This is a genomic window from Providencia xihuensis (genome assembly GCF_041953405.1).
Taxonomy (GTDB): Bacteria; Pseudomonadota; Gammaproteobacteria; order Enterobacterales; family Enterobacteriaceae; genus Providencia; species Providencia vermicola.
The window spans coordinates 2,806,065-2,825,915 of the sequence record NZ_CP169565.1 but is presented as its reverse complement, the minus strand read 5'-3'; the positions used below and the strand labels follow the sequence as shown (position 1 = coordinate 2,825,915).

Here is a 19,851-nt window from a genome sequence, read left to right as displayed (position 1 = left end):
GTGAAAGCCTATAATGATAAGAATGGAAGAGTCACGATGTCCATACCACTTGTGGAAGGGGATTATGACTTATTACCAATGGAAATGATGAATTCGTTATGGGACAAGTATTGCTTCTAATTATGTGTACGAAAAGCACTCAATAAAGAAAGCCAATTGGCTTTCTTTAAAGGGTGATATGTGAGTTTATCCTCTTAGTTCTCTCGCACATTGCTGAAGCTGTAAGAAGGAAGCGAAACGTAAATCATGACGTGTTTGATAGCTTTCCTCTGCATAATAAGTTAAATCAATTTCACTAAATTGATCCATAGCTTGGGCGACGTTATCACAAATTTTACCCGCGACGGCACCTAAAATGGCTGAACCAAGTAAAACAGGTTCACTCGCTTGTGTAGAAATCACGGGAACGCCACATGTATCTGCTAATAACTGGCGAATTAATGGATGCTGTCCTGCGCCACCACTCACCACAATATTTTCAATTGCAGCGCCTGATTTTGCTTGTGCTTCAATGATTTGCCTTAAGCCATAACCAATACCACACACACCAGCAACATAAAATGACAGCAGATTTTCTAAGCTATTGTCCATGGTAAGGCCTGCAATTACCGCCCTTGCATGTGGGTCAGCGAATGGTGCGCGGTTACCTAAAAACTCAGGGACAACGTGAATTTTTTCAGCGAGTTCAACAGACTGAGATGCAGAGACCGTTTTTTCTAACACAAGGTCAGCTAAATAGACGGGAAGTGGTTTTCCTTGCTCTTTTGCGGTAATTTTTGCACTTATGCAAGCAGGGTGAAGGGAAAGAAGTTGATCAATCGCTGCGCCAGCGGCACTTTGCCCACCCTCGTTTAACCACATACCTGGTACCATCGCACTGTAATAAGGCCCCCAAACACCAGGTATGAAAACAGGCTCTTTAGTCGTTGTCATTGTGCAAGATGAGGTTCCGAAAACATACGCCATGTTGGCTGTTGCATCACCATTGACACCCACTGTACCAATCCCCCCTGCATGGGCATCAATCATGCCTGATGCAACAGGGGTACCGACTAATAAGCCCATCTGTTTTGCTGCATCGTTCGTTAAGCCAGAACCGCAAGGAGTGCCTGGTTCAACAATCAATTGGCCAATACGAGCAAATTTTTCATCAGCAAGTTCAGATAAACCAATTTGATGGAAGTAATCAGTATCCCAACGTTTTTCATGAGCGAGATAAGTCCATTTACAGGTGACTGTACAGGTTGAGCGAGCTAACGAGTCAGTTGATTTCCATGTTAAGAAATCAGCCAAATCAAAAAACTGCCATGCTTTTTCATAGGATTGAGGCAGGTTTTCTTTTAACCATAAAATCTTTGGCGTTTCCATTTCTGGGGAGATCTTACCCCCCACATAATTTAAGACAGGATGTTTTAGCTGATTAATACGTTCAGCTTGTTCTGTGGCGCGGTGATCCATCCAGACAATAATATTACGGTCTGGATCAGCACTTGGGCTAACGGAAATAGGCTGTTTATCGTGGCCAATCACGACGAGTGAACAGGTTGCATCGAAGCCAATTCCTGCGACCTGTTGTGGTGAAATATTTGAAGTTGCTACAGCTTGCTTAACACAATAACAAACTGCCTCCCAAATTTGGTTACTAGACTGCTCTGCGAAATGAGCACTGTCGCGGTAGAGTGTAATATCGTGTTTAGCAGATGCTAACATTTTGCCTGTCATGTCGAATACACCCGCGCGTGCACTGCCTGTACCAACATCAATGCCTATAACCACTTTATCATTTTGAGGGGTTGAACGTTGCATTTTACCTCCAAAAATTAATCATTATGAACTAAGAAAAACGCTACAGATCAACACTGTTTGGTACAATGACAAGGTCACGGACAGTGACATGTTTTGGACGAGTTAACATAAAGAGTACCGCTTCAGCCACTTCAATCGGTTGCATTAAGCTACCATTTGCCAGTGCTTCTTCCATTTTTTCTTTTGGCCAATCATCTAATAACGCAGTGACTACAGGGCCTGGTAAAACGGCACCCACACGAACACCGTGTTCTGAAACTTGGCGGCGAGTTGAGTGAACAAAAGCTTGAACCGCAAATTTAGACGCGGTGTAAATGGGTTCCCAAATAACGGGCACAACGCCTGCGATTGAGCTGGTAAATAATACATCGCCAGATTTTTGGGCAATAAAATGAGGTAAAACGGCACGAACACTACGGAAGGCAGCATTAATATTGAGATTTAAAACTTTATCCCAAACATCTGGATCGCCTTCTGCCACAGGGCCACCAATATAAGCACCTGCATTTGCATGAAAAATATCTAAACGGCCTGCTTTAGCGAGGATTGCATCTAGCATGCCATCGACTTGTTTTGTGTTCATTAAATCAATGACTAGAGGGATCGCATTTTCGCCTAGTTCAGCAACAAGTTGATTTAATCTATCTTCAGCACGGTCAATTAGAACCACTTTGACACCTGCATTGATCAGCGTGCGAGCACATTCAAGACCAATGCCAGATGCTGCGCCCGTAATTGCTGCGACTTTGTTTTCAATGGAAATAGCCATAATGATTTACTCCAATCGGATTTTAGCGGAAAAGTAAGTGAAAAATAATGAAATCAATGAGATGACAATGAGTCACGGGAATGGTTAAGGTGGCTGCATAGGATGGATTGATATTAAGTCTTTTTCATTATACCAACTCATGCTTCATCAATTTCAATATTGCTCAATCGATGGAGCAGTATTGCGACTTTTTTACTTTGGTGTCAAGCTAGGAAAAAATGGAGATATGAATCTGTGACAAAGATCAGACAAAATAAGAAAACAACGATCTATGACCTTGCGGAATTGGCGGGTGTTTCAGCGAGTGCCGTGAGTGCTGTGCTCAATGGAAATTGGCAAAAAAGGCGTATTAGTGCGCAATTGGCTGAAAAAGTGATGCGCATTGCGCAGGAGCAAAATTACTCAGTTAATAAACAAGCTAGCTTACTACGCAGCAATAAATCAAAAATCATTGGTATGCTGGTGCCAAAATATGATAACCGGTACTTTGGCTCTATAGTGGAACATTTTGAAGAAATGGCACGAGAAAGGGGGCTGTTTCCGATTATTACCTGTACGCGCCGTGATCCTAAATTGGAGATAGAAGCTGCACGTACCATGTTATCTTATCAGGTGGACTGGCTGATTTCGACAGGGGCAACGAACCCAGATAAAATCACACAAATTTGTCAATCTTCTGGCGTACCGACACTAAATTTAGATCTACCAGGCACATTAGCAGCATCAGTGATTTCAGATAATTACCTTGGTGCAAAAAAACTCACTCAGCGTATTTTAAGTAAAAAAAGCCGTAGTCAAGTATTAAACCAGCCGCTAATTTTTATTGGTGGGCGTGAACATGACCATAATACACGTGAACGTATACGCGGATTCATTGATGCGCATAATGAAATGGGTATTACGGTTCCAAATGAAAATATTTTAGCGTGCGGCTATGCGCCTGAAAAAGCAGAAAAAGTATTGTCCACTTTTATTAAGAAACGCAGTGAAAATCTGCAAAAAATAGCCCAAGGTGGCCTATTTATTAACTCCACTATTTCATTAGAAGGGGTAATGCGTTGGTTAGGAACACAAGGGTATACAGGTGAAAATCAACCTAATTTGGGATGCTTTGACTGGGATCCATTTGTCGCGTTGCTAGGTAATGATATTGAGATGGTAAAACAGGACGTACCCACAATGCTCAATCATATTTTCAAATTGATTGATGATGGAAATAGTCAGGCGCAATTGATTGAAGTATTACCTGTAGGTATAGGATAAATGCAGAATATAAATTAAGTGTTACCTGTGGTAAAACAGGCAACACAAGGCTCTGAGGGTTATTTATTTAAAGTTTCAACCAATAACTGATGACGTTGATTATAAAATTTAATATAGGTCATATAGCCTGCTAATATTGTCGAAAGACTCGCGGTGGCTAATAACATAAAGGTTACCATAATTTGGTATTTTACGGCTTGTAGTGGGTCGACCCCTGCAAAAATCAATCCAGACATCATTCCTGGTAGGCTAACAATACCAACAGTCTTTGCCGAATCAACCGTGGGGATTAACGAGGCGCGAATACTTTCCCGAATGATTGATGCAGAAGCTACTTTAGGGGTTGCTCCAAGGCTTAACATTTCTTGAATTTGCTGCTGTTGGCTGGCAAATCGTTGCCCTAAATTATTAAAGCAGAGTCCGACGGCTATCATCGCATTTCCTGCAATCATCCCTGTAATCGGTATGACTTGCATTGGTGTAAACTCAATGGCTTTAGTGAGAATTAAAACCAGTAGAGTGAGGAAAGTACCTGAGGTAATAGCAACGAAGGCTGTGAGATAGATTTTATCTAAATACTTACTACGTTTTTTGGCATTCCACGCAGCATTGACACAAATAAATAGCACCAACGCTACAGTGAGAAGTTCATGATCAACGTTAAAAATATATTTTAAAATATAACCAGCTATCAATAATTGAACAATAGCGCGACAAGTACTCCAAATAATATCTTTTTCCAAAGAAAGCTTTTCTTTGTGACTAATAAAAATCGCTACTAAGACTAACATGATAGAAAAAGTGAGCGACTCATTGGAAATGGTAGGCTGATGCACGATGATATCCTATTATTTAGCCAGATAAACGGGAAGGGTGATGACTTCATTTGCATGGGCAATTTCATCTTGGTCGTGAGTAACCCATAAAACTCCAATACCTTTTTCTATAGCCAGTTTGTGAATTAACTCATTCACCTTCACTTTATTTTCTTCATCTAGGGCACTCGTAATTTCATCTAACAATAAAATTTGGGGAAGAAACTGTAAATTTCGAATTAATGAAATGCGCTGTTTTTCGCCCCCAGAAAGCTCATTAATTCCTTTTTCAAGGATGGTTTCAGGTAATGAAAAATACTGTAAGTCACTGATAATTTTTGTTTTATCAAAAGGCTGCTTTCTGATTTGGTAAGGGAAAACGACATTATCATACACTGTGGCCCCGAATAATGAGGGGGTTTGGGTGCAATAAGACACTTGCTGGCGGTAGGTCTCTGGAGAGAGTGCATTAATGTCTTGCCCGTTAAAGAGGATATTTCCTTGAGTTGGAGAAATTAGGGATGCCACAATTTTTAATAAAGTGCTTTTTCCGCAACCTGATGGCCCCGTGATTAATTTAAATTCACCTGCACGTAGGTTAATCTGCACATTATCAAGAATAGTTTTTCCATCAATCGAATAGCTAATATCCTTTAGTTGCAGTAGTGAGCAGTTTTTTTCCATTTTTCCATGACCTATGTAATCAATTCACGTGATTAACGCGAATGAGAGCTATTTCTTCATTTTATCTGATATCAGCATGTTAGTTTTGTCTGATATCAATTTAGATATAACTAATAGTATGCGCTAGTTATTGTGAAATTTACACTGCATTATGTAAAGGCAGATTATTTAAGGTCAGTTTGAATACGATTATTATGTGTATATGATGTTATTTTAGGCAATAAAAATTATTGGATGATTTTAAAATAGATAACAAATAATCAAATGAAATTTTATTTTGAACATATGTTCTTATGACTTTTATTATTATTTAAATAATGGGATGTGGCGCTTTATTTTAAATGATGGATATAGCCATAACATTTAAATAATAATATATTATCTTAATTAAATAACGACACGTTTATAGGTCATTAGGGTTTTGAAAGAGACTCAATATCTATATTTCCCAATCTTATATATCACGTCATGATGTTAAGGAATTAAAATGAAAAAATTTAATGGTTTTAATACCCAATTCTCTCTTGATGGCAACGTTGCATTGATTACGGGGGGCGCTGCGGGGATCGGTCTGGCAATTGCACAACTCTATGTGGAAAAAGGTGCTAAAGTTGCCTTGGTGGATAAGTCAGATAAAGTTATTGATGTTGCTAATGGAATGAAAAATACTATTGGTATTCAATGTGATATTACAAATTCAGATTCTGTATCGCAAATGGTTGAGCAGGTGGTAAAGCATTATGGTGCATTGGATATTGCGGTTAATAGCGCGGGGATTGTTGCATTGGCACCCGCAGAAAGCTTAAGTGAGCAGGACTGGGATTTGACCATGAATGTCAATCTCAAAGGTACTTTCCTTGTATGCCAAGCAGCAGGTAATATCATGATTAAACAAGGAAAAGGTAAAATAATTAATATGGCATCACAGGCTGGGGTCATTGCGTTGGATCAGCATGCAGCCTACTGTGCGAGTAAGGCTGCTATTATTGGTTTAACCCAAGTTTTGGCATTAGAATGGAGCCCTAAAGGTATTCAAACTAATGCAATTTCACCGACTATTGTCTTAACTGAGTTGGGAAAAAAAGCGTGGGAAGGGCCTAAAGGTGATGAAATGAAAGAAAAAATTCCAGCGAGACGTTTTGCGGAACCGTCAGAAATTGCTGCCTGCGCGCTCTTTTTAGCCAGCGATGCTTCCGATATGATCACTGGGCATAATTTAGTGATTGATGGTGGGTATAGCATTCAGTGATTAAATTTAATATGCGGAGAATATACGTTATTCGCTTATTAATAAGAGTCATTAAAAAGGGCCAAATAATGATTTTATTATTTGGCCTGTAATATAAATTACAAAGTAGGATAACAGATTTAAATAATGTCGCGATTGATTACCGCTTTAGGCTGTAATAATGATAAAGATTGCTGAATAAGTTTCTCCACGGTAAAGCCAAAATAATCAAATAACTGCTCAGCAGGTGCGGATTCGCCAAAACTATTCATTCCCATAACTAATCCATCAAGGCCGACATATTTTCTCCAGTATTCACTGATACTGGCTTCGATAGCAATGCGGTTGCGAACATGATTAGGTAATACATGTTGTTGATAGTCCATGGGCTGTTTATCAAAGGTATCTGTTGATGGCATGGAAATAACGTTCACGTTGAAGCCTTGCTCGGTGAGATATTGCCAAGCTTCAACCGCTAAGGTGACTTCAGAGCCCGTTGCAATAAGCAGCAGTTCAGGGGTTTGGCAATTACTGCGTAATATATAACCCCCACGTTGAATAAGGGCTAATTGCTGGGGAGTACGGGAATGTTGTTGTAAATTTTGCCGTGACAGGATCAAAGCAGTTGGTGTTTGTTGGTTGGTGATGGCTTGTTGCCAAGCAACCGCTGTTTCCACTTGGCAGCAAGGGCGCCAGACAGACAAATTCGGGGTTGCACGTAAAGAGGCGAGTTGCTCTACTGGCTGATGTGTTGGCCCATCTTCCCCTAACCCAATAGAATCATGGGTATAAACAAGTACTTGGGGTAACTTCATCAATGCTGCCATTCGCACGGCATTTTGTGCGTATTCGCAGAACATCAAAAATGTGGCGGTATAAGGGCGAAAACCACCGTGTAATGCGATGCCGTTAGCAATGGCGGTCATGCCAAATTCCCGGACACCATAATGAATATAGTTACCCGCAGGTTGTTCATTAATCGGCACTGATCCAGACCAATAGGTTAGATTGCTGGGTGCTAAATCTGCAGATCCCCCGATTAATGCGGGTAAAACAGGGCCAATGACATTGAGGGTATTTTGCGATGCTTTACGAGTGGCGATTGTTTCAGGGTTATCATTCAATTTTTGAATGTAATCCGCCATGACAGACGTGAACGCGTGTGGCGTTTGGTTGGATAACCGTTTAATAAGTTGCTCAGCAAGTTCTGGATATTGCTTTGCATACTCTCTAATCGCTTGCTCCCACTGTAATTGTTGCTCCGAACCCCGCTCTATGGCATTCCATGACTGATAAATTTCGCCAGGAATTTCAAAGGGTGGATATTCCCATCCAAGCTGTTGACGTGTGAGGGCTATTTCTTCCGAACCAAGCGGTGCGCCGTGTGAATTTGCGGTTCCCGCTTTATTAGGTGAACCATAACCGATGGTCGTACGGCAAATGATTAGCGTCGGCTTATCTGTTTGTTGGCGAGCTTGCTCAATAGCGGCTTTGATAGCAGGCCTTGAATGGCCATCTATTCGGCGAATAACATGCCAGCCATAAGCTTCAAAACGTTCAGCGGTGTTATCCGTAAACCAACCTTTGGTATCTCCATCAATAGAGATTTGGTTATCATCATAAAAAGCGATGAGTTTATTCAGTTTCAAGGTGCCAGCAAGAGAGCACACTTCGTGGGAGATCCCCTCCATTAAACAGCCATCACCTAAAAAAACATAAGTAAAGTGGTCAACAACAGGGAAACCTGAGCGGTTAAATGTCGCACTGAGCGTTTTTTCTGCAATGGCCATTCCAACCGCGTTGGCAATACCTTGCCCGAGTGGCCCTGTCGTCGTTTCAACACCAGGGGTATAGCCGAGTTCAGGGTGGCCAGGGGTTTTTGAGTGCAACTGTCTAAATTGTTTTAAGTCTTCAATAGAAACATCGTAGCCTGTTAAGTATAAAAGGCTATATAGCAGCATCGAAGCATGCCCATTTGATAGGACAAAACGGTCACGGTTTGGCCAAGTTGGGTCGGCAGGATTATGCTGTAAGTAGTCCCGCCAGAGCACTTCGGCGATATCCGCCATTCCCATCGGCGCACCAGGATGGCCTGAATTGGCCTTTTGCACAGCATCAATGGAAAGAAAGCGGATGGCATTTGCTAACGGATTTTGTATCTGCGTGTACATGAAAACACTCCTGAAAAACTGTCTACGTGAAACTAACGTTCCCCATTTTCATATTCACTGATGCGAGCCACTTTTGGGGCAGAGCGACCACCTTCATAATGGGAAGCCAACCAAGTATCTACGATAGTTTTTGCGAGTTCAGGTCCAATGACACGAGCACCAAAGGTAATAATTTGCGCATCGTTACTTTTTTGGGCACGTTCTGCGGAGTAGGTATCGTGGCAAAGTGCGGCTCGAATGCCAGTGACTTTGTTGGCAACAATAGACATTCCAATCCCTGTTCCACAAATGAGTATCCCACGCTGATGTTTTCCTTGGGCAATAGCCGTTGCAACGGCATGGGCAACATCTGGGTACATTTCATCCTTAACCCCTGTATTTAAACAATAATCGGTGACTTGAATATTCAGCGCTGCGAGGTGTTGTTTGATCAAATCTTTCATTTCAAATGCGGCGTCGTCTGCACCAATGGCAATAGATAGCATGATTGAGATCCTTATGGTTGAACAAAAGTTCATTTGCAATTCAAATGTACTGATTAGAAAATAGGATCTTATGAACAAATAATCAATAGGTGAACATATGTTTTTAGTTTAAATAAGCTTTATTTTGTGATCTACGGCCTTAAATCCACTTATTTTTGCTAAAAAAGCTCAAAGTCATCATTTTACGTCGATTTTATAGGAATATTTGCTCTGAATCACACTTTGAGAATCTGGTGATGTGCATCGATGATTAAAAGAAGGTATGGTTAATTTGTATCTTCATTGAACTTATGTTCATTTAACAAACCGCCGAGGGTAAAACTATGTGTGAACACTGTGATCCAAAAGCCACGATGAGCGAAGGCATTCCAGAAAAAATGAAAGCGGTAGTGGCTTATGCACCGAAAGATTACCGTTTAGAAACTGTCGATGTTCCAAAAATTGGTGAAGAAGAAATATTAGTTCGCGTCGAAGCGTGCGGGATTTGTGCTGGTGATGTGAAAGCGTTTGAAGGAGCTCCAAGCTTTTGGGGAGATGCTGAGCAACCTGCCTATATTAAAGCGCCCATGATCCCAGGGCACGAATTTATCGGCCACGTTGTTGGCTTTGGCTCAAAAGTAGAAGGTTTTGCATTAGGTGACCGCGTAATCTCCGAGCAAATAGTTCCTTGCTGGGAATGCCGTTTCTGTAAACGGGGTGAATATTGGATGTGTGAAAAACACGACCTGTATGGTTTCCAGAATAATGTCAATGGCGGTATGGCTCAGTATATGAAATTTACTAAAGAAGCCATCAACTACCATGTGCCTGTGGATATGCCGATTGAAGACGCAATTTTGATTGAGCCGTATGCCTGTTCATTGCATGCAGTACAACGCGCGAATGTGAAACTGGGCGATGTTGTGGTGCTTTCGGGCGCAGGAACGCTTGGTTTAGGCATGATTGGTGCAATCAAAAAATCGGGTGCAGGCAAATTAGTGGTACTGGATTTATTCGATAAGCGATTAGAACTCGCTAAAGAATTTGGCGCAGATATGGTTCTGAACCCTAAACGTGATGATGTGGACAAAATCATTAAAGGGATGACGGAAGGGTATGGTTGCGACATCTACATTGAAGCGACTGGTGCACCGAAATCTGTTGAACAGGGACTCAAAATGATCCGTAAACTCGGTACATTCGTTGAGTTCTCTGTCTTTAAAGACCCTGTTACCGTTGATTGGAGCATTATCAGTGACCGTAAAGAACTGGATTTATTAGGTTCTCACTTAGCGCCATATTGCTATCCATTGGTTATCGAAGGTATCGGCAATGGTGATTTCCCGACAAAAGGTGTGGTAACGGATATTTTACCGTTAGATAAATTTGCGGAAGGTTTTTCCATGATGGCGAAGGGCGACCCGCATATCAAGGTGGTCTTAGACCCGAACCTGTAATGCTGTCGTGGGTTCACAAGCAAATAAAACAATAATGAGAAAAATTGGACCTGAATAAATGTCACCCTACCAAGGCTTGTTATTCAGGTCCTAGCCCAGCGAACACGCACTGAGGTTAACAATATGATAATCAATAAACTGTCTAAAGTAACGGGGTTTTCGCCAAAGTTGCTCCTTGGCTATTTTGGTGTTCTTATCTTCATGATGGGGGAAGGGCTCGAACAAGGGTGGCTTTCACCTTTTATCATTAGCCGCGGAATGAGTATTGAACAATCTTCATTACTGTTCAGCGTATATGGTTTTTTTGCTGCGGTTGCGGCGTGGTTGTCTGGCGTTTTAGCGGAAATTTATACTGCTCGCCGAGTGATGATTTTCGGGTTTGTGATGTTTGTGATTGGTTCAGTCATTTTCTTATCGATTGGCCTGCCAAGTAACAGCTTATCTATCATGATCCCAACCTATGCATTACGTGGATTCGGTTACCCAATGTTTGCATACGGTTTCTTAGTTTGGGTGGCATATGAAGCGCCTATTAAAAAATTGGGCTCCGCCGTGGGGATCTTCTGGTTCGTCTACAGTGGCGGGTTAGGTGTCTTGGGTGTGATGTATTCAAGTTATGCCTTACCGATTTTAGGTGAAATGGCAACGTTATGGAGCGGGCTGATTTTTGTCACCATCGGGGCATTTATCGCGATTGCCCTTAACCGAAACCATGAGGGCGGCGAACAACCAAAACAAAAAGTGTCGCTTAACTATGTGTTTAAAGGGATCACCATTGCATTTGAAAACCCCAAAATTGGCTTAGGGGGAATTGTTAGAACCATAAATACATCAGCGGCTTACGGTTTTGTGATCTTCATGCCAATGTTTCTTGCTGATTTTGGCTTTTCCCGCACAGAATGGTTACATATCTATGCCGCACTTTGGACTGTGAATATTGCTTTCAACCTCATTTTCGGTGTCGTCAGTGATCGTATTGGTTGGCGCAATATTGTGATTTGGTTCGGATGCGTCGGTTGTATGCTTTGTACCCTAATGTTCTATTACGTGCCGTATTACTTCGGCCATAACTATACCCTGATGATGATAGCGGCTGGGTTATTTGGGGCGTGCCTTGCAGGTTACGTACCGCTCTCTGCCATCATGCCATCACTCGCACCTGAAAATAAAGGCGCTGCGATGTCCGTACTGAATTTAGGTGCGGGGCTCAGTACCTTCGTTGGTCCTGCACTTGTTGGGATATTTATTAGCAGTGTCGGGGCATTTGGTGTGATTTGGATTTTCTCAGGGCTTTATTTGTTCAGTGCGATATTGATGAGGTTTATCACCGTACCGCAAGAACTTCTTGATCAGTCAGCAAAAATGCAGCTAACACCAGAAAATAAGTAAAAGAGGGAATTATGAACAGAATCATTAATGAACCTGACCTAGTTGTTGAAGACGCTATTCAAGGCTATTTAAAAGCGCACCCTGAATATTTTGCGCAGACCGATAACGCCCGCGTTCTGAAATATCCGAAGGCGCCAATCCAAGGAAAAGTGGGGATTGTCACTGGGGGAGGATCAGGTCATGAGCCCGCATTTTTAGGTTATGTGGGTGAAAACATGTTAGATGCGGTGGCTATCGGTGAGATTTTCTCTTCACCAACCGCAGGGGCTTTTTTAGATGCGTTCAAAGCCGCAGATAGTGGTGCTGGTGTTGCCTGTTTGTATGGTAACTACGCAGGCGACAACATGAACGTGAAAATGGCGATGAAAAAAGCCGAAAAAGCGGGTATGAAGATTAAAACTGTTGTTGCGACTGATGATGTTGCCTCTGCACCCGCAAGTGAAAAAGAGAAGCGCCGTGGTGTTGCGGGTGAAATTTTAATGTGGAAAGTTGGCTCGGCGGCGGCAAGTAAAGGTTATGACCTTGATGGGGTGATTAATGCGGCACAAAAAGCCATTAATAATTGCCACTCAATTGGTGTTGGTTTGACGTCTTGCACAATTCCGGCGGTGGGGCACCCGAATTTCCATATCGAAGATGGTATGATGGAGCTTGGCATCGGTCACCATGGCGAACCAGGCATTGAAATTATGCCAATCCAATCAGCGGCGCAAATGGCACAAACGATGTTAGCGCCAATTTTAACCGATATGCAGGCAAAACAAGGGGATGAGGTTGTCGTATTGGTTTCTGGGTTAGGTGCGACCCCAGTGATGGAGTTGTACATCTATTACGCTGAAGTCGAAAAATTATTACGTGAGAAAGGCGTTCGTATCGTGCGTAACTATGTGGGCAATTATTTTACCTCACTCGAAATGATGGGCGTCACACTGACATTAATGAAAGTGGATGAAGAATTAAAGACATTGATGGATGTCCCTGCGTATTCATTAGGTTTAACACAGGTTAAGTAAAGGAGCTCATTATGCAAGTTATCTCAACGGAACGTGGTAATGAAATAACGCTGGATTTAGTCCATATCATTGTGTCTAACCGTGAATACCTCAGTGAAATCGATGGTGCAATTGGCGATGGTGACCACGGTATTAATATGGCGAAAGGTTTCAATCTATGCGCTAAAGCGATTGAAGGCCGTGAATTATCCCTCAGTGAAGGTTTTGAAGAGATCTCGGATGCGCTAATGGAAGGTATCGGTGGTTCGATGGGGCCACTGTACGGCAGCTTCTTTATGGGGATGTCTGACAGTATTTCAGGTAAAAGTGAGCTTTCACAGCAAGATTTCCTGGCGATGCTACAAAACGGCTTATCGGAGTTGCAAGACATTAGTAGCGCAAACGTGGGGGATAAATGCTTAATGGATACACTGATCCCTGCAATTAATGCGTTTGAATCTGCAACTAATGCAGGTAAGGATTTCAAGCAAGCGCTAGATGCAATGCAAACTGCGGCTATTGCAGGACGTGATTCAACATTAGACTTAGTGGCAAAAATTGGACGCGCGAGTCGGTTAGGGGAACGTTCGCGTGGGGTATTAGATGCAGGGGCCACATCTTGCTGTTTATTACTTTGCCAACTTGCCCAAAGCGTTGAAAAACATGGCACTTTAGCCAGCGCATAACAGTTTATTCTATTTTTTTAGTGGATATAGAGTCGAAAACATTGCTTTATATCCACTGTCTTTGACAACTCGCTTATTAATTGTCACTAGAAACGCTATACTAAAATCGTATTATCCTTGTCGCGATTAACACCAATTGAGAGGAAACCACTACCTTATGGATAGATCACAAGCATCTTCCGATATCGAGCTACTGACTGAAATTGCGATTGCGTATTATCGCGATGAAATTACACAGGAAGAGATCGCCAATAAGTTTGGAATATCGCGAATTAAGGTGGGGCGCTTATTAAAGCGTGCAAAAGAAGAGGGGATTGTTGAAATTAATGTTCGCTATCACCCAATTTTTAGTACCCAGCTTGAGCAACAGTTACTCTCTCGTTTTCCTATTTCCCGCGCGTTGATTGCGTTAGATCATCCAGATGAAGAACAACAGCGTAATCAGGTGGGGACATTGGTTGCGAATTATTTATCAACCACACTGCGAGATAATATGATTGTCACGGTGGGGCAAGGGCGTAATGTGGCGGTTGTTGCCGATAGTGGCGGTGCCGTACCTGAAAAAGATTGCCGGTTTATTTGTGGTATTGGCGGTACGCATCGTCCTGGCGATTCGATAAACGCCGACCATATCAGCCGCCGCCTTGCTAAAAAATTTGGGGGAACCAGTGAAACATTATACGCCCCAGCGTATGTGGAAAATAACGAACTTAAACAAGCTTTTATGAAAAATGGCACCATAAAAGAAACCCTAGACCGTGCTCGTAAAGCGGATATTGCCTTAATCGGTATAGGCGATATGAATGAAGATAGTTATATGGTCAAACTGGGCTGGTTTACGCCCCGCGAAATCGTGGATGCAAGTTTAAACCAAGGCGTAATCGGTGATATTGCAGGATATGATTTTTTCAATGCACAAGGGCAGCATGTGGATACCGTCATGAATGACCGCGTGATAGGTTTAAGTATTGATGAGCTGAGAAAAATTCCCTGTGTGATTGCGATTGCCTCTGAATCGTCCAAATCTATGGCGATTATGGGCGCACTGCGCACAGGGGCGATTGATATTATCGCAACCAGTGCGAGTAATGTGCGGACGATTTTAAAAATGTCCCAATAGCTCGTCATACTTCAAACCGCAGTGTTGTTGACTGCGGTCAGTACCTTAGTCACATACTGGTGTATGCTCCTAAGGATATCTTCGTTTGACGCCTAGCTGCAATTTGAACTTTTTAGGGGATGGATCCCGCGTGTTATTCAAACCGCAGATTCGCATTAGCCACATATTGATGTATGTGCCTAACGGCTTATTAATAGCATCTATTATAAAATAGGTTTACATCTCCTAATTAGTTGCCTTATTATTTTAAGATAAGTATTTAGGGAGATGGCATTCCTCCTGCTGTTAAGAAACCGCCCAGTTGGGCTAATGATGCCTACGTTAACCTGTTAATTCGACGGGGTACGTAGGTTTATGTGCCCTGAATTTAGGGCATAAATGAACGATACTCGAAATACTTCAAGTTACATGGGTGTTGACTGTACTACGATAGCCGAGTCACATACTTGTGTATGCTCATCGAACTATCTTTGCTTGTCGCCTACATGCCACTCGAATTATTTAGAGTATAACAGGGAGACTTTCCTTTCATTTATCCCTCCTAACGCTTTATGGGAAGTTTCTATGTACGCCTCTTTATTTGCAATTGCGATTGGTTCTGTTCTTGGTGGCTGGCTTCGGTGGTTTGTTAGCCTGAAAATGAACCACCTCTATCCGAATATTCCCCTTGGTACCGTTGCGGTTAACCTTGTTGGTGGCTTCGTCATCGGCTTTGCCATTTCCTATTTTGCCAGTGCTAATATCAGTCCCGCGTATAAGCTCTTTATTGTGACAGGCTTTTGCGGTGCCTTTACCACCTTTTCGACCTTTTCATTAGAAGTGTTAGTGCTCATCCAAGAAGGGAAATTGGGCTTTGCGATTAGCACTATCGCTATTCATGTGATTGGCGCGTTGATCTTTACTTTGCTTGGCATGCTATGCCATAACTGGCTGGCTCAAGGATGAGTTTGAGCAATAAAATATTCAAGCGACATTATTGCCGCTTGAATATTTGGACTAATCATTCGCTAACAAATGTTGAGCCGTGGCTTCATCAGTGACTAAACCCGTTATCCAACCGCCATTGAGGACGGCTTGAATCGCTTGCGTTTTATGTGATCCTCCAGCAAAAGCAATCACTGGGTGTATGGGAGGGGAAAATAGTGGCACACTCGTGTGTGTGTCATCTAAGCTGGTGGCTAAACGCTCACCGTTGGCTTTAATAAAGTGGCCTAAGAGTTCTCCCGCGACACCTTTTTCCAGTAACATTTCTAGTTGCTCATCAGTGACAAACCCTTCTGAATTTAGTGGGCAATTCTTTCCCACCTCTCCAATACCAATAAAGGTAATATCAGCATTTAAGCCTTTTTCAGTGACCTCTTTATAGACGCGGTGTTGGCACCACATGGCCTTGTCTTCTGGGCTGTCCGCATACAACGGCGCGGGGAGAATATAGTGGCGACATTGCAGTTTTTCTGCAAAACGTAAGGGAATATCGTAACGTGTTGCAGAGCTATCGCGGGCAATTGCGCCAATTAATGAGACACATTGGTGTTGAGGCAGCTCAAGGTAAGGCAGTGCATCTATAATGCTGCGTAATGTTCTACCTGAACCGATACCGATAACTTGGGGTTTATCCTGCTCAATTAATTGTTCCATTAATTCTGCGCCCGCAACGGCGATCATATCCAACGTGGCATCGGTATCAAGTTGCCCTGAAGGTACTACATAACAATGGGTGAGATGGTATTTTTGCTGTATCTCATTGGCCAGCCGTAAGCATTCAGTAACAGGGTGGGTGATTTGCACATGCACCATACCTTGCTCTTTAGCTAAAGAGATCAGTCGCTGAGCGACTTGGCGTGATAGCCCCAATTCCTGTGCAATTTCTTGTTGCGTTTTACCTGCCACAAAATACAGCCACGCGGCTCTCGCGGCTTGTTCCATTTTTTTTAATTCTTTCTGCATGGACGCTCTCCTGCCTTTTTTCATCATTGTAATTCTGGGCAATTGCTTATTAAAAGGGCAAAAGTTATTACTGTGACCATTATCGCAGTAATTCTTGGTAGATTGAAACTAAAATATAACAAACGGGCAGATGCCCATAAAAATGGCAAATATTTACTTTTAAGTTAAGGAGTCACAATGCTAAAGCAGAAATCCGTATGGATGCACATTGGTGCTGGATCATTCCATCGTGCTCACCAAGCTTGGTATTTACACCGCTTAATTGCACAGGGCGATGACAGCTGGTCTATTGCGCTAGGTAATATTCGTAATGATGCAAATGCATTGCTTGATAACTTAGCGAAGCAAAATGGCGAATACACCCTTGAAACTGTTTCGCCAGAAGGTGAGCGCCACTACGAAAAAATCACGTCAGTGCGCAAAATCTTGCACTGGGATGAAAATTTAAGCCAACTTGTTGAGCAAGGCCGTGATAAAGCCACTCGCGTAATCGCTTTTACGGTAACCGAAGCAGGTTATTATTTAACTCCTCAACATGAGTTAGATGTCCAGCAACCCGATATCCAAGCAGATTTATCGGGAAAAATGATCACAATTTATGGGGCATTAACTGAGATCCTGCGTGCACGGCTTACAGCCCACGGCGAGCCAGTCACCTTATTAAACTGTGATAACTTACGTCATAATGGTGAACGTTTTCGCCATGGTTTTTTATCGTTCTTACAATTAAAAGGCGAAAATGACCTCTACCAATGGGTGAAAGACCATACTCGTTCACCAAATACCATGGTGGATAGAATAACGCCTCGCCCAACCCCTGATGTGGCAGAACGCGTGAAACAGCACACTAACTGGGACGATAAAGCACCCGTCATGGGTGAGGCTTTTATTCAGTGGGTAATTGAAGATGATTTCATTAACGGACGGCCTGCATTGGAAAATGTGGATGTCGAAATGGTGGAGTCTGTACTGCCGTGGGAAGAAGCTAAAATTCGAATCCTGAATGCAAGTCACAGCTGTATTGCTTGGGCAGGGACACTAATCGGCTTGAATTTTATCGACGACAGCACGCGTGAATTGCCAATCAAACAAATGGCCTGGAATTACGTCACTCAAGACGTAATCCCTTCATTGACGCCAAGCCCGCTGGATTTAGAACAGTACCGTGATGTGGTACTCGAGCGCTTTAGTAATCCTTATATTAAAGACACTAATCAACGTGTTGCCGCTGATGGCTTATCGAAAATTCCTGGGTTCATTACACCGACACTGCAAGAATGTTACCAACGTAACCAAGTGCCCGCGGCAACGGCGGTATTGCCCGCGCTCTTTTTTGTTTACTTGCAACGCTGGGCAAAAGGTGAGTTGCCTTATGAATACCAAGATGGTGTGTTAGATGAGGAATATTACCAAAAAATGATGAACTCACCAGATGCATTAACGCAATTTGTCTCGAGCGAAATGCTTTTTGGTTCCCTTGCGCATTCACCTGAATTCCATGAACTCATACGTAAAACGGTCGCCAATATCAACACTTGGCTAAAATCACCGCAGCAATCGCTGTAAGGAGAAAGGCAATGTACCTTGGAATTGACCTTGGCACCTCTGAGCTCAAAGCGGTTTTGATTAACAGCCAAGGGGAAATTGTTGCATCAAGCCATATGGCGCTGACGGTGCAACGGCCTCACCCTCAATGGGCGGAGCAATCCCCAGATAGCTGGTGGGAGGCAACAAATGCAGTCGTGGCAACGTTAAAACAAAAAGCACCAGAAGCGTGGGCGGCAGTCAAAGGGATTGGCTTATCGGGGCAAATGCATGGCGCCGTTTTATTGGATAAGCACAACAAGGTGCTACGTGATTGCATCTTATGGAATGACACTCGTAGTGCCAAAGAGTGCGAGTGGTTGATGGAGCAGCACCCAGAATTCCTGACCGTTGGGGCGAACTTGGTGATGCCTGGTTTTACTGCGCCGAAGCTCTTGTGGGTGGCGCGACATGAGCCTCAGGTTTTCAGTAAAATTAGCAAAGTGTTGTTACCGAAGGACTACTTGCGCTGGAAGATGACGGGGCAATTTCTCAGTGAAATGTCGGATGCGTCAGGCACACTGTGGCTTGATGTCGCTAAACGTGATTGGTCTGATGAATTGTTAGCAGCCACAAATTTAACCCGTGAACAGATGCCATCTTTGGTCGAAGGGGCTGAAAAAAGTGGTGTCTTGCGTGCTGACTTAGCTTCACATTGGGGGCTGAGTGCAGATGTAATTATCGCGGGTGGCGGTGGTGATAATGCGGCTTCTGCGGTAGGTGTCGGGGCGATTAATGAAGGAGATGCTCTGATTTCCCTTGGCACTTCAGGGGTGATTTTTGTGGTGAATAACCAGCTACAAGCCGACCCTCAACATGGTGTTCACGCCTTTGCCCATGCCTTGCCAAACCGTTGGCACCAAATGAGTGTGATGTTAAGTGCCGCAAACTGCTTGCGTTGGGCCTGCCAGTTATTGTCAACGACGGAAAACCAACTGATGGACGAGGTTGGTCAATTAACGGATGAGCAGAAAAAACGCGCGCCGATATTTTTGCCTTATCTTTCAGGGGAAAGAACACCGCACAATGACCCTTATGCCACAGGTTCCTTTTTTGCTCTGCGCAATGAAACAACACGAGCAGAGTTGGGTTACGCCGTGATTGAAGGGGTAACTTTTGCCTTAGCGGATGGCATGGATGTATTACAACAAACAGGGACAAAAATGCCGCGTTGTAGCTTAACAGGGGGTGGGGCTCGCAGCCCAATTTGGGCACAACTCATTGCAGATGTGATTAATGTGCCTATCGTTACACACCCTGCAAGTTCTTCAGGGGCTTTAGGTGCTGCACGCCTTGCATGGTTAGCTGACGGGGGCGATGTGGATAAGGTGTGTCAAAAACCTGACATTCTTAACACCTATTTGCCGCAATCTCTTAATCAACAGGTACTTAACCAACGGCTTGAGGTATTCCGTTTATTGTATCAGCAACAAAAACAAGCAAGAGAACTTATGCCGCAATAGGCCGAAAAGGCGG

At 43.1% G+C, this 19,851-nt stretch carries 17 protein-coding genes and 1 riboswitch; of the genes, 10 read left to right on the top strand and 7 right to left on the bottom strand.

The window, feature by feature from the left end; genetic code table 11:
* Positions 1 to 186: 186 nt before the first annotated feature.
* Both ACE2AL_RS12735 and ACE2AL_RS12730 read right to left on the bottom strand, forming a co-directional pair.
* Positions 187 to 1,806, bottom strand: coding sequence for an FGGY-family carbohydrate kinase (locus ACE2AL_RS12735; protein WP_272573339.1), 1,620 nt, complete (start codon positions 1,804 to 1,806; stop codon positions 187 to 189).
* A gap of 40 nt (positions 1,807 to 1,846) precedes the next feature.
* Positions 1,847 to 2,575 carry an SDR family oxidoreductase gene (locus tag ACE2AL_RS12730; RefSeq protein ID WP_206083962.1) on the bottom strand — a complete coding sequence of 243 codons (729 nt, stop codon included), beginning with the start codon at positions 2,573 to 2,575 and terminating at the stop codon, positions 1,847 to 1,849.
* Positions 2,576 to 2,809: 234 nt separating this feature from the next.
* On the opposite strand from ACE2AL_RS12730, the gene ACE2AL_RS12725 reads away from it, so the two are divergent.
* Positions 2,810 to 3,838 carry a LacI family DNA-binding transcriptional regulator gene (locus ACE2AL_RS12725; protein ID WP_375083559.1) on the top strand — a complete coding sequence of 343 codons (1,029 nt, stop codon included), beginning with the start codon at positions 2,810 to 2,812 and terminating at the stop codon, positions 3,836 to 3,838.
* Between the two features lie 59 nt (positions 3,839 to 3,897).
* Here ACE2AL_RS12725 and fetB read toward each other — a convergent pair whose 3' ends face one another.
* Together fetB and fetA are read right to left on the bottom strand one after the other, a co-directional pair.
* A complete protein-coding gene (gene fetB / locus ACE2AL_RS12720) occupies positions 3,898 to 4,674 on the bottom strand; it encodes an iron export ABC transporter permease subunit FetB (RefSeq protein ID WP_375083558.1) in 777 nt (258 codons plus the stop codon).
* A 12-nt stretch (positions 4,675 to 4,686) separates the two neighbouring features.
* On the bottom strand, positions 4,687 to 5,337 hold the full coding sequence (gene fetA / locus ACE2AL_RS12715) for an iron efflux ABC transporter ATP-binding subunit FetA (RefSeq protein WP_206083965.1): 651 nt from the start codon (positions 5,335 to 5,337) through the stop codon (positions 4,687 to 4,689).
* 487 nt (positions 5,338 to 5,824) lie between these two features.
* Here fetA and ACE2AL_RS12710 point away from each other — a divergent pair, with 487 nt between their 5' ends.
* A complete protein-coding gene (locus tag ACE2AL_RS12710) occupies positions 5,825 to 6,586 on the top strand; it encodes an SDR family oxidoreductase (protein ID WP_272538631.1) in 762 nt (253 codons plus the stop codon).
* Positions 6,587 to 6,705: 119 nt separating this feature from the next.
* Here ACE2AL_RS12710 and tkt read toward each other — a convergent pair whose 3' ends face one another.
* Positions 6,706 to 8,736 (bottom strand): transketolase, encoded by a 2,031-nt coding sequence (tkt, locus tag ACE2AL_RS12705; RefSeq protein ID WP_375083557.1) that lies wholly within the window; start codon positions 8,734 to 8,736, stop codon positions 6,706 to 6,708.
* Between the two features lie 32 nt (positions 8,737 to 8,768).
* Entirely contained in the window at positions 8,769 to 9,221 is a 453-nt protein-coding gene (gene rpiB, locus ACE2AL_RS12700) for a ribose 5-phosphate isomerase B (protein WP_206083968.1), read from the bottom strand.
* A gap of 323 nt (positions 9,222 to 9,544) precedes the next feature.
* Between rpiB and ACE2AL_RS12695 the strand changes: the two genes are divergently transcribed.
* The 6 genes from ACE2AL_RS12695 (at position 9,545) to crcB (ending at position 15,789) form a co-directional block, all read left to right on the top strand.
* A complete protein-coding gene (locus ACE2AL_RS12695) occupies positions 9,545 to 10,657 on the top strand; it encodes an alcohol dehydrogenase catalytic domain-containing protein (protein WP_375083556.1) in 1,113 nt (370 codons plus the stop codon).
* Positions 10,658 to 10,780: 123 nt separating this feature from the next.
* Positions 10,781 to 12,046, top strand: coding sequence for an MFS transporter (locus ACE2AL_RS12690; protein WP_225818175.1), 1,266 nt, complete (start codon positions 10,781 to 10,783; stop codon positions 12,044 to 12,046).
* Positions 12,047 to 12,057: 11 nt separating this feature from the next.
* Entirely contained in the window at positions 12,058 to 13,059 is a 1,002-nt protein-coding gene (locus ACE2AL_RS12685; protein ID WP_206083970.1) for a dihydroxyacetone kinase subunit DhaK, read from the top strand.
* 11 nt (positions 13,060 to 13,070) lie between these two features.
* Positions 13,071 to 13,724 (top strand): dihydroxyacetone kinase subunit DhaL, encoded by a 654-nt coding sequence (gene dhaL, locus ACE2AL_RS12680; RefSeq protein ID WP_272538627.1) that lies wholly within the window; start codon positions 13,071 to 13,073, stop codon positions 13,722 to 13,724.
* Positions 13,725 to 13,881: 157 nt separating this feature from the next.
* Positions 13,882 to 14,844, top strand: coding sequence for a sugar-binding transcriptional regulator (locus tag ACE2AL_RS12675; protein WP_206083972.1), 963 nt, complete (start codon positions 13,882 to 13,884; stop codon positions 14,842 to 14,844).
* Between the two features lie 254 nt (positions 14,845 to 15,098).
* Positions 15,099 to 15,170: riboswitch (Fluoride riboswitch) on the top strand.
* Between the two features lie 238 nt (positions 15,171 to 15,408).
* Entirely contained in the window at positions 15,409 to 15,789 is a 381-nt protein-coding gene (gene crcB / locus ACE2AL_RS12670) for a fluoride efflux transporter CrcB (protein WP_206083973.1), read from the top strand.
* Positions 15,790 to 15,840: 51 nt separating this feature from the next.
* Here crcB and ACE2AL_RS12665 read toward each other — a convergent pair whose 3' ends face one another.
* Positions 15,841 to 16,791 (bottom strand): sugar-binding transcriptional regulator, encoded by a 951-nt coding sequence (locus ACE2AL_RS12665; protein WP_272538625.1) that lies wholly within the window; start codon positions 16,789 to 16,791, stop codon positions 15,841 to 15,843.
* A 177-nt stretch (positions 16,792 to 16,968) separates the two neighbouring features.
* On the opposite strand from ACE2AL_RS12665, the gene dalD reads away from it, so the two are divergent.
* Together dalD and xylB are read left to right on the top strand one after the other, a co-directional pair.
* On the top strand, positions 16,969 to 18,357 hold the full coding sequence (dalD, locus tag ACE2AL_RS12660) for a D-arabinitol 4-dehydrogenase (RefSeq protein WP_206083975.1): 1,389 nt from the start codon (positions 16,969 to 16,971) through the stop codon (positions 18,355 to 18,357).
* A gap of 11 nt (positions 18,358 to 18,368) precedes the next feature.
* Positions 18,369 to 19,838, top strand: coding sequence for a xylulokinase (gene xylB, locus ACE2AL_RS12655; protein WP_206083976.1), 1,470 nt, complete (start codon positions 18,369 to 18,371; stop codon positions 19,836 to 19,838).
* Positions 19,839 to 19,851: the final 13 nt, after the last annotated feature.

Excerpts from the sequence above, each read along its gene's own strand:
- ACE2AL_RS12735 (WP_272573339.1), bottom strand. The coding sequence starts at position 1,806 with ATGCAACGTTCAACCCCTCAAAATGATAAAGTGGTTATAGGCATTGAT.
- ACE2AL_RS12730 (WP_206083962.1), bottom strand. The coding sequence starts at position 2,575 with ATGGCTATTTCCATTGAAAACAAAGTCGCAGCAATTACGGGCGCAGCA.
- fetA (WP_206083965.1), bottom strand. The coding sequence starts at position 5,337 with ATGGAAAAAAACTGCTCACTACTGCAACTAAAGGATATTAGCTATTCG.
- ACE2AL_RS12710 (WP_272538631.1), top strand. The coding sequence starts at position 5,825 with ATGAAAAAATTTAATGGTTTTAATACCCAATTCTCTCTTGATGGCAAC.
- tkt (WP_375083557.1), bottom strand. The coding sequence starts at position 8,736 with ATGTACACGCAGATACAAAATCCGTTAGCAAATGCCATCCGCTTTCTT.
- rpiB (WP_206083968.1), bottom strand. The coding sequence starts at position 9,221 with ATGCTATCTATTGCCATTGGTGCAGACGACGCCGCATTTGAAATGAAA.
- ACE2AL_RS12695 (WP_375083556.1), top strand. The coding sequence starts at position 9,545 with ATGTGTGAACACTGTGATCCAAAAGCCACGATGAGCGAAGGCATTCCA.
- ACE2AL_RS12690 (WP_225818175.1), top strand. The coding sequence starts at position 10,781 with ATGATAATCAATAAACTGTCTAAAGTAACGGGGTTTTCGCCAAAGTTG.
- ACE2AL_RS12685 (WP_206083970.1), top strand. The coding sequence starts at position 12,058 with ATGAACAGAATCATTAATGAACCTGACCTAGTTGTTGAAGACGCTATT.
- dhaL (WP_272538627.1), top strand. The coding sequence starts at position 13,071 with ATGCAAGTTATCTCAACGGAACGTGGTAATGAAATAACGCTGGATTTA.
- ACE2AL_RS12675 (WP_206083972.1), top strand. The coding sequence starts at position 13,882 with ATGGATAGATCACAAGCATCTTCCGATATCGAGCTACTGACTGAAATT.
- crcB (WP_206083973.1), top strand. The coding sequence starts at position 15,409 with ATGTACGCCTCTTTATTTGCAATTGCGATTGGTTCTGTTCTTGGTGGC.
- ACE2AL_RS12665 (WP_272538625.1), bottom strand. The coding sequence starts at position 16,791 with ATGCAGAAAGAATTAAAAAAAATGGAACAAGCCGCGAGAGCCGCGTGG.
- dalD (WP_206083975.1), top strand. The coding sequence starts at position 16,969 with ATGCTAAAGCAGAAATCCGTATGGATGCACATTGGTGCTGGATCATTC.
- xylB (WP_206083976.1), top strand. The coding sequence starts at position 18,369 with ATGTACCTTGGAATTGACCTTGGCACCTCTGAGCTCAAAGCGGTTTTG.